We start from the raw sequence: 15,121 nt of genomic DNA, 5'->3' as shown, positions 1-15,121 counted from the left end.
TGGTGGGTGTGTGTTGCGCTTACAGGCCGGTGCCGATGGTGTAGGTCAGCGTGCCCGTAAAGTTCTCGAAGCCGCGCGTGGCGGTCACCGAGTAGGCCACGTTGGCGGTGCCGCCGGTCGTGAACTGGGCAATGCCCGTGATCAGGTTCTGGGCCGCGAAGTTGTTGCCGCTGAAGTTCACCGCGGCGCCCGTGCCGCCGTTGCCTGCAGCGGCTGTGCCCACCGTGGGCGTCAGGCTGATGGTCATGCCAGCGGGCAGGCTGGTGAGGCCGCCGGCCAGCGCCAGCGACACGGTGATCGAGCGGTCGCCATCGGCAGTGTTGTCCTGGGTTTCGTAAGCCACGCTGGCACTGCCGGCGGCCTGCGCGGTCGTGCCGAACTCAGCGTTCACAAAGTCCACCGAGAGGTTGCCCGTCACACTCAGGGTATCGGTGCCGCTGTTGGTGGCGGTCACGGTGGTGGACTGGGTGGCGGCAGTTGCCGCTGCCAGAACAGGAGTGGTGGAGCACAGAGCCAGAGCCGCCAGAATCACATTGATCTTGTTCATGATGATCTCCCTTTCTTACAGACAAGGGCGTTTCGTGGCCTGTCCACGAATTGCGCGCCGAGTCGGTCGCACCACTTGCTCCCTCTGCCCGAGGTGCCCGGATTACAGGACAGAGATCAACGCACCTCTTCGCCTGAGTCATCTCGAAACGAAGTGCACGAAAGATGCCGCCTGGGCGCTCACAACCCTCTGACATGAGACAGATTGGGCAAGAATGAACACATGGGGGAACTCGGGCGCTGTGGTGGTGCAAGAGGTAGGGGCGGCTGCCAGCGTTCGGTAAAATCTTTTGAGCAAAAAACCGCTCTGAATGGGAGAATTGGTGAACGGGCCTCTCGGCCTTCGCCCTTATCCCGCTTTTCTCTTCTGTTGCCAGACCTCTTTCATGAAGGGGCTGACGCTCTGACAGAGGCTTTGTCAGGGCCGGATCAGGGGAGAGCCGGACCCCAGCTGCACCTAGTGCGCCGCCCACCTGTCGTGGAGCTCGGTCAGGCGTGAAGTACAGGGGCGGCAGGTCGCCAGCTGCACCCAGTGCGCCGCCCACCTGTCGTGGAGGTGCCGGCCACCCGGGCGTTGTTCAAAGGCGCATCAAAGGTGCAGGCAAGAAAGACGGCGGCTTCTTCGCCGCCGGTCACGTTCTCCCTGTTCCCGCTCTACCCGTCCTGTCTTGGCCGCCAGCCGGGGGGGCGCAGCAGATAGTTGAGGCGGTCGCGCCAGGTGCGGGCCCCTTTCACATCGCGCCACAGGGCCGCGAATTCGTGAAAGGCCACGCGGACCGGGTGGTAGGTGTTGATGTTGTGCACCAGCCCGTAGCGCACCCGCTCGGTTTCGGCCTGAAAGGTGCCCAGCAGCCGGTCCCAGATGATCAGAATGCCCGCGTAGTTCTTGTCCAGGTACACGTCGTTGCTGCCGTGGTGGGCGCGGTGGTGGCTGGGCGTGTTGAACACGTATTCAATGGGCCGGGGCAGGCGCCCAATGCGCTCGGTGTGCACGAAAAACTGGTACAGCAGGTTCCAGGACTGCGCCAGCAGCACCATCCAGGGTTCAAAGCCCAGCAGCGGCAGCGGCAGCCAGAAGGGCAGGGCGGTCATGGGCACCCAGGTCTGGCGCAGGGCGGTCGACAGGTTGTAGTGCTGGCTGGAATGGTGCACCACATGGCTGGCCCAGAACAGGCGCACCTCGTGGCTGATCCGGTGAAACCAGTAGTAGGCAAAGTCGTCCAGAAAGAACAGCAGCACCCACACCCACCACGCCTCTGACGGCAGGCGCAGCGGCGTCCACAGGTACAGGGCGGTGTAGATGCCCAGCACCACTGCTTTCCAGAACACGTTGATCAGCACGTTGCCAATCCCCATGCTGAGGCTGGTCAGGGTGTCGCGCGCGGCGTAGCCCATCTTCGGCTCGCCGTGTTCGTCGTGGTCGCCCAGGAACCGGTAGGCGGCCCACTCGATCAGCAGCGACAGCACGAAGACCGGAATGGCGCGTTGCAAGAGGTCAATCATGGGTGCCCCCCGGCCACAGGTGCAGGCTGTCCAGGGCGGTGGTCAGCGCGGCCTGGCGCGCGGTGTCGGGCCCCAGGGCCAGCGCGGCGTGCAGGGCGCGGTAGTGGTCCAGGGCACGGGTCTGGCGGGCCACGTCGCGGAAATACAGGGGCCCGGCCTGGGTGTAGACCTCGTGGAAGGCGCCCAGCAGCAGCGGCGCCAGCGCATTGCCACTGCCGTGGGCCGCGAGGCTCTGGACCGTCCAGTCAAAGGCGGTAAAAGCCTGCGGGGCGTCCGGGGTGCCGGGTTCGGGCGGGGCGCCCAGGTGCGCGCGCAGCGGCGCCGGGTCCAGCCGCGCCGAGGCCGCCATCCAGTGCGGCAGCAGCGCCGCGCGCAGGTCCAGCAACTGCGGCACCAGCCCGCTCAGGTCGCCCGCCCGCGACAGGTGGGCCAGCACCCGCAGCCCGCCTTCTTCCGGGTGGCAGACCCGCGTGGGTTTGCCCTGGCGGATCTCCAGCAGGCCGTCGCGCGCGAGGCGCTGCAGGGCTTCGCGCAGGGTGGGGCGGGTGACCCCCAGGCCAGCGGCCAGTTCGCGTTCGGCCGGCAACAGGCTGCCGGGGGGATAGGTGCCGTCCAGCAGCCGGGAAAGCAGCGTTTCCTCGGCGTGCAGGGCGGGGCGCAGCGGCTGGGTCATGCAGGGCCTCCGGGGCAGAACCAAAGTGGTCAGTGGTCTGACCAGTTTGGGCGGTGGGCGCGCCGCTGTCAACCCCCGCTACACTCGCCCCCATGAGCCTGCCCGACGCCGCCCTGCACGCCGCTGCCCAGCAGTACGGCACCCCGCTGTACGTCTACGACGCCGCCGAGCTGGACGCCGCCCTGGCCCGGGTGCGCGCGGCCTTTGGCCCGGCCCGGGTGCACTACGCCATGAAGGCCAACCCCAACCTCACCCTGCTGCGGCGCCTGCAAGCGGCCGATGTGGGCTTTGAATGCGTCAGCATCGGTGAACTGGCTCGCGCCGCGCACCTGGGGGCCCGGGGCGAGCATGTGCTGGTGAATGGCCCGGCCAAAACGGACGCCGAGTACCGTCTGGGCGCCGAACTGGGCGCCACTTTTATCCTGGACCGGGAAGAGGAGGTGCGCCTGCTGCCCCCGGCCGCCCGCGTGCTGGTGCGGGTGAACCCGGCCCTAAACGTGAGCACCCACGACCATCTGGCCACGGGCGCCGCCACCAGCAAATTCGGCGTGACGCCGGACCAGACCCCGCGCGTTCTGCAGGCCCTGCGGGACGCCGGGCACACGGCGCTGGGGCTGCATGTGCATATCGGCAGCGCGATCCGCGACGCGGGGGATTTCACGGCGGCCTTTGCCCGCTTGCGCGACCTGCGCGCCCACACCGGGCCACTGGCGGTGCTGGACGCAGGCGGCGGCTGGAGCCTGGACGCCGACCTGCACGGCATTGCCCGCGAGGCCCACGCGGCAGCGGCGGCTTTTGGCGCCGAGTTGTGGGTGGAACCGGGCCGCTATCTGGTGGCGGGGGCCGGCACCCTGCTCACGCGTGTGGTGGGCACCAAGGTCACCGGCCGCCCTTTTGCCCTGGTGGACGCCGGCATGACCGAACTGCTGCGCCCCATGCTCTACGGCGCGCAGCACCCGGTGCGCCCGCTGTGGGACCGCCCCGGCACCGGGCCCTGGGACCTGGCTGGGCCGGCGTGTGAAAGTGGCGACATCCTGGCCCGGAACGTGTCGCTGGCCGCGCCCCAGAGCGGCGACCTGCTGGCGATTGGCGAGGCCGGGGCCTACGGCGCCGCCATGAGCAGCACCTACCTCACCCGCCCCCGGCCCGCCGAGGTGCTGTACGACGGCGGAACGTGGACCGTGATCCGCCGCCGCGAAACGCCGCAGCATATCTGGGCGCTGGAAGAGGGGGAGAGCACAGGGCAGTGAGGGTGCGGGGCAGGCACAGGAAGCTGGTCCTCTGGGGCGCCCGTTCTACCTGGGTCCAGGGCCTAGAGGAAAGGCCGTAATTGAACGGGTCCGGCTTGGACAAGGGGGCCGTTCCTTTCGCGCGCTGCCGGACGGGATGGCCCACCCGCAGTTCGCCGTTGCTGGCGGGCTGGGTGTGTGGACCAGTGAAGCCGCCTGATACCTCTGGCTTCTGCAGCCCAGACTGGCTGTCCCGGCACTGGCCGGTCACCGTGGACACGCGGTGGGTCTGGGGCCGGGCGGTGCCCACCCTGCGCTGTGGTGCCAGTCGCGAGCTGACCCCGCGCCCTGTGGGCCCCCAGCGCCGGGCGCTAGGCTGCAGGCACCATGATCGTCAAGGAACTGGAAGCGCAGCAGCACAGCGACCCTCTGCGCCGTGCCGGGCATGATGCCGAACGCCAGATGGCCCATTACTTGAAACGAGCCTTTGGAGAAGACTCGGGCATTCATGTGCTGAATGACTTGAGGCTTCAGCGGGGTGAAGAGATCGCGCAGATTGATCACCTGGTCATTCACCGCTGCGGCGTGATCCTCATTGAAAGTAAGTCCGTCACAGCGCAGATTGGCATCAACGAACGCGGCGAATGGGCCCGGTACTGGAAGGGTCAGGCGCGCGGGATGCCTTCGCCGATCCTGCAAGCCCGGCGTCAGGGTCAACTGCTGCATGCCCTGCTCAATGACCACACTGAGCAGTTACTGGGCAAAATCTTCCTGGGCAAATTGCAAAAGGGATTTGGCACCATGCACGTAGATGTGCTCGTTGCCATTTCGGATAGCGGCGTCATCCGTGGCGGCAAGCATGTGCCGGCCGAGGTCCTGAAAGCAGATCAGGTGCCAGAGCGGGTGCGCGAACTGGTACAGTACTACGCACGGGCCAACAGCGTCTTTTCCCTGAATTTTAAGGACAGCGGTTATGAAGCCACCCCCGCCGAGGTGATGGGCATTGCCTCGTTCCTGCGCGCCCGCCACACCCCGGCCGAGGCGGCATCGGCACCAGCAGCGCCCCCCACCCCGGCGCCCCGTGCCCAGGCCGCCTCTGCGGTGCCAGCTTCGGTGCGCACCTCGCAGGAACGGCAGGCGCAGGCCCGGCCACAGCCAGAGGTGGCCTGCCGCGCCTGTGGGTCTGCGAACCTCAGCGTGCAGTACGGCAAATACGGCTACTACCTCAAGTGCGCCGACTGCGGCGGCAACACGCCCGCCAAGCCAGTCTGCGCGGCCTGTGGTCAGCCCGCCCGGCTGTCCAAGAGCGGCGCCGAGTTCACCGCCACCTGCCCGGGCGGCCACCGCTGGGCCTACTGGACCAATCCAGCGTAGGGGGCCGCGTCCATAGGCCAGCGGGCGAGTCGAACCCGACTCGCCCGCTGGCCAGTTTTTGCCTTAGAAGCTGCCGCTGCCGCCCAGACGCACGGCCTGGTAGTAGGCGTAGGCCGCGCTGTAGCACGCCGGGCGGGCGTACCAGCTCTTGGCGGCGCAGATGGATTTCATGTTGGTGTGAAAGGCCTCGTCGCTGGTCTTGCGGTTGGCCTCGGTGCGCTCGTAGACCTTCAGGTTGCGGTAGGCAAAGTCGTGCACGTTGCACGCCGGGCGGAAGTCCTCGCGGTAGCCCAGGCCCAGGCCGTCGGGGGCGCTGCAGCCGTCGCGGCTCCAGTCCAGGCCGGTGTAGGGGCTGCTGGTGCCGGCGTAGGCGTTGTACTGGCTGTTGTAGTTGCTCACCGAGCCCCAGCCCACGCGCTTGATGTACGCGAGGCGGTCGCTGGCGTAATCCAGCCCGGTCAGGGCCGGCACCTGGGGCAGCGTCAGGGCGGCGGGGCGCTCGCCGTAGGCTTCCTGCAACGAGGCCAGCAGGCCGGGGTCGTTGCCGTAGCGCGCCAGGATGGCCTGACTGCCGGCGTCCTGCAACTCGGGGCGGGCCGCGTAGGCGGCGACCGCACTGTCCGCCGCGCCCTGAACTCCAGGCGTGGTTTGACCGCAGGCAGCAAGAACGGAAGAGAGGACGACGGCGGGAACCAGGGTTCTACGCATAACGGACTCCTTGTGGTGCAGCGGTGTGTTGTGGTGCGTCTTTGATTCTATAAAGGATTGTCAGGGTTCTGTCTAGACCGCGAGTCCAAAGTGTCACGTTGCGCAGGCGCTGGGCGCGGCCCGGCCGGCGCGGGTGTCAGCAGCGCGTATCATGAGGGGCGATGACCGTGCCGCCCCTGTCTGTTCCCGCCGCGCCCGACACCACCCGCGCCCGCATTCAGCAGGAAGCCGCGCGGCTGTTTGTGCAAAGCGGCTACCACGGGGTCAGCATGCGCGAGGTGGCCGAGGCCGTGGGCGTCACCAAGCCGGCCCTGTACCACCACTACGCCGACAAGGAAGCCCTGTTCCTGGCGATGCTGGAAGGCACCCTGGCAGGCCTGAGCCGGCTGGTGCAGTCCGCCGAGGCCCAGGTGGGCATTCGCCTGCAACTGGACACCCTGGTCTACGAACTGCTGGCCAGCGCCCCGGAGCAGCGCGTGGGCCTGCAACTGGCCGGCGAACTGCGCCATGTCAGCCCCGAGCGCCGCGCCGCCTTCGAGCAGCATTACCGTCAGGTGTGGGTGGGCGGCCTGACCGCACTGTTCGAGGCGGCCTCGGCGCGTGGGGAACTGCGCGCCGATGTGCCCCCTGCGCTTCTCACCCGCGCCTTTCTGGCCCTGACCTACCCGCTGGTCACTGGCACCCCCCCCGCCGATCCCCAGGGCACCGCGCGCGCGCTGCTGGCGATATTTCTAGATGGCGCGGCCCGCCGTTAGGCCAGCGCGGGTGAGCTTGACTCAGCTGCGATAAAACTACCTTCATCCAATCCTCATGAACGGGCCGGTGTGGTCCGGGAACATGGGCCCTGGCGCGCCGCACGGGCGCGGTTTCGGGTTTTTCCTCCCCCAGCGGCATCCTGGACGTGCGTGGCAGCGTCCGCTTTTTCGTTTCGTGGAGTGACACAACATGGAATCACTGTTTGGGTGGATCACCCAGCCGGAAGCGTGGCTGGCTTTCGGCACGCTGCTCTTGCTCGAAGTCGTGCTGGGCATCGACAACGTTATTTTCATCTCGATTCTGGCGGGCAAGCTGCCCCCGGATCAGCAGCAGCGCGCCCGCACCATCGGCCTGCTGGCCGCCATGCTGATGCGCCTGGCCCTGCTGTTTTCCATCAGCTGGATCTACAGCCTGAAAGCAGAGCTGTTCACGCTGCTGGGCATGGGCTTTTCCGGGCGTGACCTGATCCTGATTTTCGGCGGCCTCTTCTTGCTCTACAAGGCCGTCAAGGAAATGCACGAGCAGCTTGAGGGCCCCGGCGCCCACCATGAAGGCCCCACGGCCGGGCGGGTGGCCGGCGCCAACTTTGCGGCGATCATCGGGCAGATCATGCTGCTGGACATCGTGTTCAGCCTCGACAGCGTGATCACGGCTGTGGGCATGGCCGACGACCTCGGCGTGATGGTGGCGGCCGTGGTGGTCACCGTGCTGATCATGCTGGTGGCGGCGCGCCCCATTGGCGACTTTGTGCAGGCCCACCCCACGGTGAAGATGCTGGCCCTGGCCTTCCTGCTGCTCATCGGCGTGAACCTGATCGCCGACGGCTTTGGGTTCAAGATTCCCAAGGGCTACACCTACTTTGCTATGGGCTTTGCCATCGCCGTGGAGCTGCTGAACCTGCGCGTGCGCCGGGGCAAGGCGGTGGCCCTGCACGAAACAGGCCGCCACCCCGACGCCCACTGAACCGCACACCCGCGTTGTCCCCGGTCCCCGCTACTCTGGCGGGGGCTTTTGCCGTGGCGCTGGGGGCACCCGTGCCCACGGCAGGCCAGTCATGGGCTAGCATGGGCCCGCCTGAAGGAGAGGCCCACGTTTTGCCCGTCACCCGCCTGGAAATCTGTACCGAACACCTCAGCATTGATCAGCGTGAAGAACTGCTGGACGCCGTCTGGACCGCGCTGCGCATCAGCCCCGGCATGGTCACCGCCGACGGTAACGTGGAACTGGTGCTCTCGCAGTGCGGCGGCCTCGCCCGCCCCGAGGACGCGCCGCTGGTGCGCGTGAACGACCTGGAATACCGCAACGTCACCCCAGGCCGCCTCGTGACCCTGATGCGGCGCTGGGTGCGCTAAGAGCGAGGGGCTACTGGCGCGGGCCTTGGCTCGTGGGCCCGGGGCCCCCTGGCTCGCCCAGCCTCTCTCCCCTCATTTTTACCGGCCCGGGGTCTGCCCCTGCGCGTCCAGGGCGCCCAGCGCGGCGTCCAGGGTGCTGTCCTGGCCGGTCTGGGTCAGGCGCTGCAGGTCGGTGGGGGCCAGCAGGTCGGGCTGCACGCGCTCGGGCAAGGGGCGGTCATCCGGACCGTACGCGCGCAGGATGGTCACGGCCACCACGCCGCCGTCGGGCAGGTCGCGGAAGATCACGCCGCTGTTGCCCACGCCCTTGGTGGGTTCGCCCACCGCCAGGACACCTGCGCGCTGAGCGTAAAAGGTGAACACCTCGGCGCACGACGCCGTACCCGGGCCCACCAGCACGGCGGCCGGCCCGGACCAGACCGCCCCGCCGGGCCGCTGGCGGTCCCCAGGCCGGGCTTCCTCCCCGCCCCGGCCCGCGTACACCCAGCCTCCCACCTGATAGCGGGTGCGGTACTCCACTGGCCCAAAGACGCTGGCCGCCGCCACGCACTCGGGCAGGCTGCCCCCGCCGTTGTAGCGCAGGTCCACGATCAGGGCGCGTGCCCCCTGCCGCTGGGCGTCGCGCACCCGGGCCAGAAACAGTTCGGCGGCGTCGGCGGGCAGGAAGCTGGGATAGGTGATCAGCGCCACGCGGCCATCTGTCCCCGTCCAGCTCAGGGTGGGTTCGTCGCGGGCCTGCAGGCGTTCGGTGTCCAGGGTGAGGGTCTGCTCGGGCTGCCCGGCGCGGCGCACCGTCACCGCAATGGGCGCGCCGGCCCGTTCCAGGCGCACGAATTCGGTTGGGCCCACGGGGGCGTTCTGGCCGTCCCGCTTGCCCGCCGCCTCGCCGTTCACGGTGGTGATCAGGTCAAACAGGCGCAGGCCCGCGCGCTCGGCGGGGCTGCGCGGCATCACCGCGACCACCAGCAGTCCACCCTCTATACGGCTGAGGCGCGCGCCCGTGCGGAACACCGCCGCGCCGCGCTGGATCTCGCGCAGGCGCTCGGCGGCTTCGGGGTCGCGGACGTTGGTGTGCGGGTCGCCATACGCCGTGAACAGTTCGGTCAGCACCGCCCGGCCGGTGTCGTAGGAGCAGCTGTCGCCCTGCGGCGCGCAGAGGGTGTCCAGCTGCGCGGCGTAGGTGCGGCTCAGGTCGTCCAGGTTGGCGGTGGACCAGCCGAAATACCGCTGGCGCACGCTGTCGGTGGCGGCGCGGAACAGATCAGTGGCGGGGCTGGCCTGGGCAACGCTCAGGGTCAGCAGGGCCGCCGCCAGGACTCGGCGCAGGGTGGTGGGCACCCCTTCAGGCTACGGCAGCGCCACGCGCATAAGAGGGCGCGGCGCACCTTCTGACGGGGGCGCCGGGGTGCGCCAAGTGGGGGCTGGGGTCCAGGCTCGAAGGCGGTGAAGAAACGGGGCAGAGGTGGGACGCTTGGGCGGCTGCCAGCTGATCCTTTGGGAAAAACAGGAGTGCGGCCCGTTTCCGTGGTTTCGCGTGGAGCGGCCCGGAGAGCACCGTGTTTTCCCACCTTGCGATGGACTCGCAGAGCCGCGCCCCAGAGGTTGGGAAGGGGATAAGTGGGCCAAGCGTCTTAGACGACGCTTCTCGTATGCCCTGCCTCGCTTAAAAGATGGGCCGACCTCTTGGGAAAAGGGCCTGACGCTGTGGGAGGGACAAGGCTCACCACCTCACTGGAATGGGGCGCCCCAGTTCTTCCCGGGATGCCCCACTGCGGCTCAGAATGGCCGCCAACCCCTCCCTTACAGCCGCGCCCGCGCCGTGACGTTGCTGAGGTTCAGGGTGTCGCCAAAGGCACTCTGGCCCCCGGTAAAGCGCAGACCAAAGTAGCCGTGGCCGGTCTTCGCGGCCTCATCCAGCGCCGGGCCGCCCAGCGTAAAGGGTCGCGCCTGCCCAGGCTGCAGGCTCAGGCGGCCAATTCGCTGGGCGCTTTCAAAGGCTGCGTCGCACAGCACCATGCGCGGCGCCGCAGGTGTGGCGGGTGACACCGTGCAGGTGGCCGGCAGGGCCGAGAGGGCCGGGCGCACGTACAGTTCGGCCTCGCGCAGGGTGCCCAGGCCAGTGGTGCGGTAGGTGGCTTGGCCGTCCAGCGTGACCTGCTGCAGCGCCGCCGGAATGCGGTTGCCCGCCAGGGCGTCGCGCTCCAGGTACACCACCTTGTCTGTCAGGGGGCCACTGGCGGGCAGGGTGAGGCTGGCGTCGTCCACATCCACGCGCGGGGTGGGAATCAGGCCGCAGGCGCCCAGCAGGCTCAAGCTCAGCAGGGCGCCCGCCAGACGGGGCAGTCGGCCCCTCACGGGTAGGCCACCTCCTGCACGGTGGGGTGTAGCAGCACCTCGTCCACCCGCAGGTGGGCCGGGGCGCTCAGGGCATAGACCACCGCCTGGGCCACGTCCTCCGGGCGCAGCCACGCGGCCTTGTAGGCTTCGCCCTGCTGGGTATCGCCAAAGTATGTGTCCACCATGCCGGGGCGAATCTCGGTCACGCGCAGGCCGTAGCTCTGGCCCTCGTAGGCCAGGGCGTGGGTCACGGCGCGCTGGGCGAACTTGCTGGCGGTGTAGAGGGCCCCGTTCGCAAAGGTGCGCCCCGACACGTCGCTGGTCACGTTCACCACCTGACTGCCCAGGCCCTGTGCGTGGCGCGCCTGAAAGTGCTCAATCAGCGCGCCAGTGGTCAGGATGGTGCCCAGCACGTTGGTGTCCATCACGCGGCGGTATTCCTCCGGGGTGATGTCCTGCACCGGCACAAAGCTGCCCACGCCGGCGTTGTTCACCAGGGCGCCCGCGCCCAGTTCGCGGGCGCGGGCGGCAAAGGCCTGCACGCTGGCGGGGTCGGTCACGTCCAGGGGCAGGAACTCGGCGCCGGGTTCGGTCAGGCCTGTCACGTCGCGGGCGCCGCCCAGCACGCGCGCGCCCTGCCCGGTCAGGGCCTGCACCACGGCCCGCCCAATGCCTTTGCTGGCGCCGGTCACGGCCACTGTGCGGCCGGTCAAGGTCTGTTCGCTCATGCCGGGCAGGGTAGCAAAGGCGGGCAGGCGGCTTTGCTACCCTGCGCAGGTGAAGAAGTCCCCCACCGTCACCCTCAAGCCCCAGGCGGTGCGCCGCATTGCCGGGCGCTATCCGTTCGGCCACAGCGGCGACATTGCCCACGCCGACGACGGTCTGGCCCCCGGTGAGGTCGTCAACGTGCGCGGCCCCGACAGTGCCAAGGTCATTGCGCGCGGGTATTTCAATCCCCAGGGCGCCACGCCCCTGCGCCTGCTGACGTGGCAGGACGAGGACGTGGACCTGAAGTTCTACCGCGCCCGCGTGAGAGCCGCCCTGGCCCGCCGCGCCGGACGCATTGTGGGCACGGACGCCCTGCGCGTGCTGCACGCCGAAGCCGACGGCCTGCCCGGCGTGGTGGCCGACCAGTTTGGCAGCGTGCTGGGCGTGCAGCTGCGCAACGCCGGGGTGGAGCGCCACCGCGAGCTGATCGTGCGCGCCCTGAAAGAGGAAACCGGGGCCCAGAGCGCCTATGAACGCAGCGACACCGGCGAGCGCCGCAAGGAGGGCCTGGACCTCGTGACCGGGACCCTGTGGGGCGAGGTGCCGGCGCGGGTGGAGTTTTTCGAGGACGACCTGACGCTGCACTTTGCCCCGATGGACGCGCAGAAGACCGGCTTTTTTCTGGACCAGCGCGACAACCGCCGCCTGATGCGCGCGCTGGTGCGCCCCGGCGCGGGCTTTCTGGACGTGTACTCGTACACCGGGGGTTTCAGCCTGCACGCGGCGCGGGCCGGGGCGCAGGCGGTGGCCGTGGACAAGGACAATGTGGCCCTGGGCGCCCTGGAAGGCGCGGCCCGCAGCAACGGTCTGTCGGTGGGGGTGCGCTGGGGCGACGCCCTGGAACAGCTGGCCGCCCTGGAAAAGGAAAAGCGCACCTTCAGCGCCGCCGTGCTTGATCCCCCCACCCTCGCCAAGCGCCGCGACGACGTGCCGCGCGCCAAGCGCATCTTTACCGACGGCGCCGCGCGCGCCCTGCGCATGCTGGAAATGGGCGGGCACCTCCTGATCAGCACCTGCGCCCACTACATCCGCGTGGATGACCTGCTGGACGCCGCCCGCGTGGCCGCCGCCGAGGCAGGCACCGACGCCGAGGTGGTGGCCGTGACCTACCAGCCCGCCGACCACCCGCACCGCCTGAGCGTGCCGGAAAGCCTGTACCTGAAAAGCATCCTGCTGCAGAAGGGCTAAGCGTCAGGGCGGGCGTGCAGGACCGGGCGCCTCAGGGCAGCTCGGGCCGTTCTTCCATTTTCCCAGCGCTTTTGCCCTGGTACAGAGGCCGTTCAGCTTGAGAACACCCAGGGCAGAACGGGATGGTTCCGGTCTTCGGTGCTTTCCGGGGCCACTGCCCGGAACTCCGTCCTTGCTCCTGCGCCGCTGCACTACTGGGCGAGCCCCTCTGGTTGGCAACATTCCGTCACGGGTGATGGAGCTTTTCGGGGGCTGTATACGCCTCCCTTCGCCGCTCTGCGCCCCCGGCCAGGGCAGCACAACCCCTTCTCTATCCCGCCTCTCTGCCCTGTGGGCTGCGCCAGTGCGTCCCCGCCTTACCCTGGGGGGGCAGTGTCCAGCAGGGCGGCGCCGCAGCCGGTGCAGAAGCGGGCGTAGGGGGTGCGCAGCGGCGCGCCGCATCCCGGGCACCCGCGCAGGAGCGCGCGCCCGTCGTTGGGGCAGTAGCGCTCGCGGGCGGCCAGCGGCACCGCGCGGCCACACAGGGGGCACAGGGCGTAGCGCGCCCGGGTGCGGGGCGGCGGGGCAGCAGGAAGGGTCATGCCGCCACCATGACGGCCGCAGGCTGACGGGCCCCTCACGTTTCGGGCTCAGGGCCGGGGGCCGGGCCCAGCAGCGCCTCCCAGTGGGCGGGCAGCTCGTCGCCCACCTCGGCCATGCGGGCGCGGGCCTGGGCATACAGGCGCGCCAGCCGCTGCGGGCGCCCGGCGGCGGCCTGGGCGCGCAGGGCCAGCACCAGGGCCGGGCGGCTGTAGGGGTCGGCGGCCAGCAGCCACTCGCTGGCCTGGGCCGCCAGCGCCGCCTGGGCCGGCAGGGCCTCGGTCACGGCGCGGTGCAGGGCGCTCGCCAGGGCGTCGGGCAGCGGTTCGTCGGCGGCGCCCAGGTAGGGGCCCTGCCACAGCGACAGGTCGCCGCTGACCACGAAAGTTTCGGCGTCGGTCTGCACCTGTTCGCCCAGCAGGTAGCCGCCCGGCGTGCGCACAATCAGCCCCGGGCCCAGCGTGTCGCGCAGGCGGTGCACCAGCTGGTGCAGGGCGCCCACCGCGCGGCCCTCGGTCTGGGCGGGATAGAGCAGATCGGCCAGGGCCAGCTGTTCCAGTTCGGGGTCGCCCGCCAGCCGGGCCCCCAGCAGCGCGCCCAGCAGGGTGCGGGCCTGCCGCCCCCGCACCGGGCGCGGCGGCGGGCCCTGCACCTGCGGGTGGCCCAGCGCGCGCAGGTGCAGCCCCGGGGCCGGCGGGCGCCGCGTGGGGAGGGGAGCGGCCTGTAGCCCCGGAAAGGCGCGCCGGGCCGCCGCCGCGCGCCCATGCCAGCCGCGCGCCTCGTAGTAGGTCACACTGGCCGCCGCCCGCACCGGGTCGCCCTGCATCCGCGCGGCTTCGGCGTCCACGCGCCACGCCAGCACCTCAATCCGGGCGGCGCGCAGGTGGGCCGCTGCCGCCTCGTAGCAGGCCAGGGCGCCGCCCCGGTCCCCGGCCGCCTCCTGTGCAAGCCCCTGGGCCCACAGCGCGTAGCCGCCGCCCACTGGCGGCCCCCCCTGCGCCGCCCGCGTGAGGTCGGCGGCGGCCTGCGCGGCCCGTTCGGGGTCGCCGTGCGCGGCCTCGGCCCAGGCCAGGGCAAACAGGGCGTCACACACGTAGGCGCGCGCCCCAGACTGGCCTGCCAGGCGCGCGGCGGTGCGGGCGTGCACCCGCGCGGCCTGGGCGCCCCCGGGCGGGGCCCATTCCAGATACAGGCGCGCCAGTTCGGTTTCGCATTCGGCCTGCCAGCTGGGGGCGTCGGCGCGGGCCAGCACGTCGCGGGCCTCGTGCAGCAGGTCCTGGGCGCGCTCAAAGTCCCCGGCGCGGGCGTAGAGGGCCCCCAGCCGCTGCTGCTGAAAGGCGTGCTGGCGGCCGTCGCCCACCTGGGTCAGCAGCCGCAGGGCTTCGTGCAGGTCTGCCATTGCCTCGGGCAGCCGGGCCTGGGCCGAACGGGTCAGCGCGCGGTTGCCCAGCAGCCCGGCCGCCGCCGCCAGTTGCCCGGCGTCCAGCAGCGCCGTGGCCGCCGCCTGCTGCGCGGCCTCGCCCGCCGCGTAGTCGCCCCGGAAATAGGCCACGCCGCCCAGCACATTCAGGCAGCGGGCGCGCGCAGTCACGGCGTCCTCGTCTTCTGGGGCGGCCTCATCGGCCAGGGGGGGCGCCGCGTCCAGGCCGGCACGGGCCAGCTGCTCGGCGCCGTCCAGGTCACCCTGGTTCAGCAGGGCGCTGGCCACCAGGGCCTGGGCCCCGGGACTTAAGCGCACGCCAGCGGCCCGCGCGGCCTGGGCGACCTCCACAGCCTGGGCCAGTTGCCCGCGCGTGACCAGCAGTTCGGTGCGCGCCGACCACCAGGGGCCGTCGGGCGTGGGCCAGCGCTCCAGCAGGGCCTCGGCCTCGTCGCCCGCGCCGGCCTGGGCCAGCAGCGACACCAGCAGGGCCAGGGCCGCCGAATCCGGCGCCGCGTCGAAGGCCAGCCGGGCGCAGGCCACCGCCGTGCCCAGGTCCGCCGCGCTGGCCAGCCGCGCCGCGCGCCGGGCCCAGGCGCGGCGCTCCGGGGTGTCCAGGTGGGCGGCCTGGGCGGCAAAGCGCGCGGCGTCGGCGCGGCGCCCGGCGGCGCGGGCGGCGTCTGCGGCG

General features: G+C 70.4%; 14 protein-coding genes, 1 pseudogene and 1 riboswitch. Of the genes and pseudogenes, 6 read left to right on the top strand and 9 right to left on the bottom strand.

Annotated features, from left to right (window positions below):
* Window positions 1-19: 19 nt before the first annotated feature.
* The 3 genes from K7W41_RS13300 to K7W41_RS13290 form a co-directional block, all read right to left on the bottom strand.
* A complete protein-coding gene (locus tag K7W41_RS13300; protein WP_224609371.1) occupies window positions 20-547 on the bottom strand; it encodes a hypothetical protein in 528 nt (175 codons plus the stop codon).
* Between the two features lie 51 nt (window positions 548-598).
* Window positions 599-683, bottom strand: a riboswitch (cyclic di-GMP riboswitch).
* A 517-nt stretch (window positions 684-1,200) separates the two neighbouring features.
* A complete protein-coding gene (locus tag K7W41_RS13295) occupies window positions 1,201-2,049 on the bottom strand; it encodes a sterol desaturase family protein (protein WP_224609368.1) in 849 nt (282 codons plus the stop codon).
* Complete coding sequence (locus tag K7W41_RS13290) at window positions 2,042-2,722, bottom strand: GntR family transcriptional regulator (RefSeq protein WP_224609365.1); 681 nt, start codon at window positions 2,720-2,722, stop codon at window positions 2,042-2,044. Before K7W41_RS13290 ends, K7W41_RS13295 begins: the two co-directional genes overlap by 8 nt.
* 92 nt (window positions 2,723-2,814) lie before the next feature.
* Here K7W41_RS13290 and lysA point away from each other — a divergent pair, with 92 nt between their 5' ends.
* Together lysA and K7W41_RS13280 are read left to right on the top strand one after the other, a co-directional pair.
* Window positions 2,815-3,972, top strand: a complete 1,158-nt coding sequence (gene lysA / locus K7W41_RS13285; protein WP_224609361.1) for a diaminopimelate decarboxylase — start codon at window positions 2,815-2,817, stop codon at window positions 3,970-3,972.
* A 366-nt stretch (window positions 3,973-4,338) separates the two neighbouring features.
* Window positions 4,339-5,325, top strand: a complete 987-nt coding sequence (locus K7W41_RS13280) for a nuclease-related domain-containing protein (RefSeq protein WP_224609359.1) — start codon at window positions 4,339-4,341, stop codon at window positions 5,323-5,325.
* Between the two features lie 63 nt (window positions 5,326-5,388).
* Here the strand turns inward: K7W41_RS13280 and K7W41_RS13275 are convergent, their stop codons facing one another.
* Window positions 5,389-6,033, bottom strand: a complete 645-nt coding sequence (locus K7W41_RS13275) for a phospholipase A2 (RefSeq protein WP_224609356.1) — start codon at window positions 6,031-6,033, stop codon at window positions 5,389-5,391.
* Window positions 6,034-6,194: 161 nt separating this feature from the next.
* Between K7W41_RS13275 and K7W41_RS13270 the strand changes: the two genes are divergently transcribed.
* From K7W41_RS13270 to K7W41_RS13260, 3 genes are all read left to right on the top strand, one after another.
* Window positions 6,195-6,788, top strand: a complete 594-nt coding sequence (locus K7W41_RS13270) for a TetR/AcrR family transcriptional regulator (protein ID WP_224609353.1) — start codon at window positions 6,195-6,197, stop codon at window positions 6,786-6,788.
* Window positions 6,789-6,978: 190 nt separating this feature from the next.
* Complete coding sequence (locus tag K7W41_RS13265) at window positions 6,979-7,752, top strand: TerC family protein (protein WP_224609351.1); 774 nt, start codon at window positions 6,979-6,981, stop codon at window positions 7,750-7,752.
* A gap of 101 nt (window positions 7,753-7,853) precedes the next feature.
* A complete protein-coding gene (locus K7W41_RS13260) occupies window positions 7,854-8,141 on the top strand; it encodes an NAD(P)H-dependent oxidoreductase subunit E (protein WP_224609348.1) in 288 nt (95 codons plus the stop codon).
* Window positions 8,142-8,219: 78 nt separating this feature from the next.
* Here K7W41_RS13260 and K7W41_RS13255 read toward each other — a convergent pair whose 3' ends face one another.
* The 3 genes from K7W41_RS13255 to K7W41_RS13245 form a co-directional block, all read right to left on the bottom strand.
* Entirely contained in the window at window positions 8,220-9,479 is a 1,260-nt protein-coding gene (locus tag K7W41_RS13255; protein WP_224609345.1) for a S41 family peptidase, read from the bottom strand.
* A gap of 462 nt (window positions 9,480-9,941) precedes the next feature.
* Window positions 9,942-10,496: a hypothetical protein gene (locus K7W41_RS13250; RefSeq protein WP_224609342.1), complete on the bottom strand. Its 555-nt coding sequence runs from the start codon at window positions 10,494-10,496 to the stop codon at window positions 9,942-9,944.
* Entirely contained in the window at window positions 10,493-11,206 is a 714-nt protein-coding gene (locus tag K7W41_RS13245; RefSeq protein ID WP_224609339.1) for an SDR family oxidoreductase, read from the bottom strand. Before K7W41_RS13245 ends, K7W41_RS13250 begins: the two co-directional genes overlap by 4 nt.
* Window positions 11,207-11,255: 49 nt before the next feature.
* Here K7W41_RS13245 and K7W41_RS13240 point away from each other — a divergent pair, with 49 nt between their 5' ends.
* Complete coding sequence (locus K7W41_RS13240) at window positions 11,256-12,434, top strand: class I SAM-dependent rRNA methyltransferase (protein ID WP_224609336.1); 1,179 nt, start codon at window positions 11,256-11,258, stop codon at window positions 12,432-12,434.
* 356 nt (window positions 12,435-12,790) lie between these two features.
* On the opposite strand, the gene K7W41_RS13235 is transcribed toward K7W41_RS13240, so the two are convergent.
* Window positions 12,791-13,015, bottom strand: coding sequence for a zinc ribbon domain-containing protein (locus tag K7W41_RS13235; protein WP_224609333.1), 225 nt, complete (start codon window positions 13,013-13,015; stop codon window positions 12,791-12,793).
* A 35-nt stretch (window positions 13,016-13,050) separates the two neighbouring features.
* A pseudogene (locus K7W41_RS13230) lies at window positions 13,051-15,121 on the bottom strand (hypothetical protein); the annotation flags it as partial.

The organism is Deinococcus multiflagellatus, assembly GCF_020166415.1.
In the GTDB taxonomy this organism is placed as follows: Bacteria; Deinococcota; Deinococci; order Deinococcales; family Deinococcaceae; genus Deinococcus; species Deinococcus multiflagellatus.
This window is presented reverse-complemented; position numbering and strand designations above follow the sequence as displayed.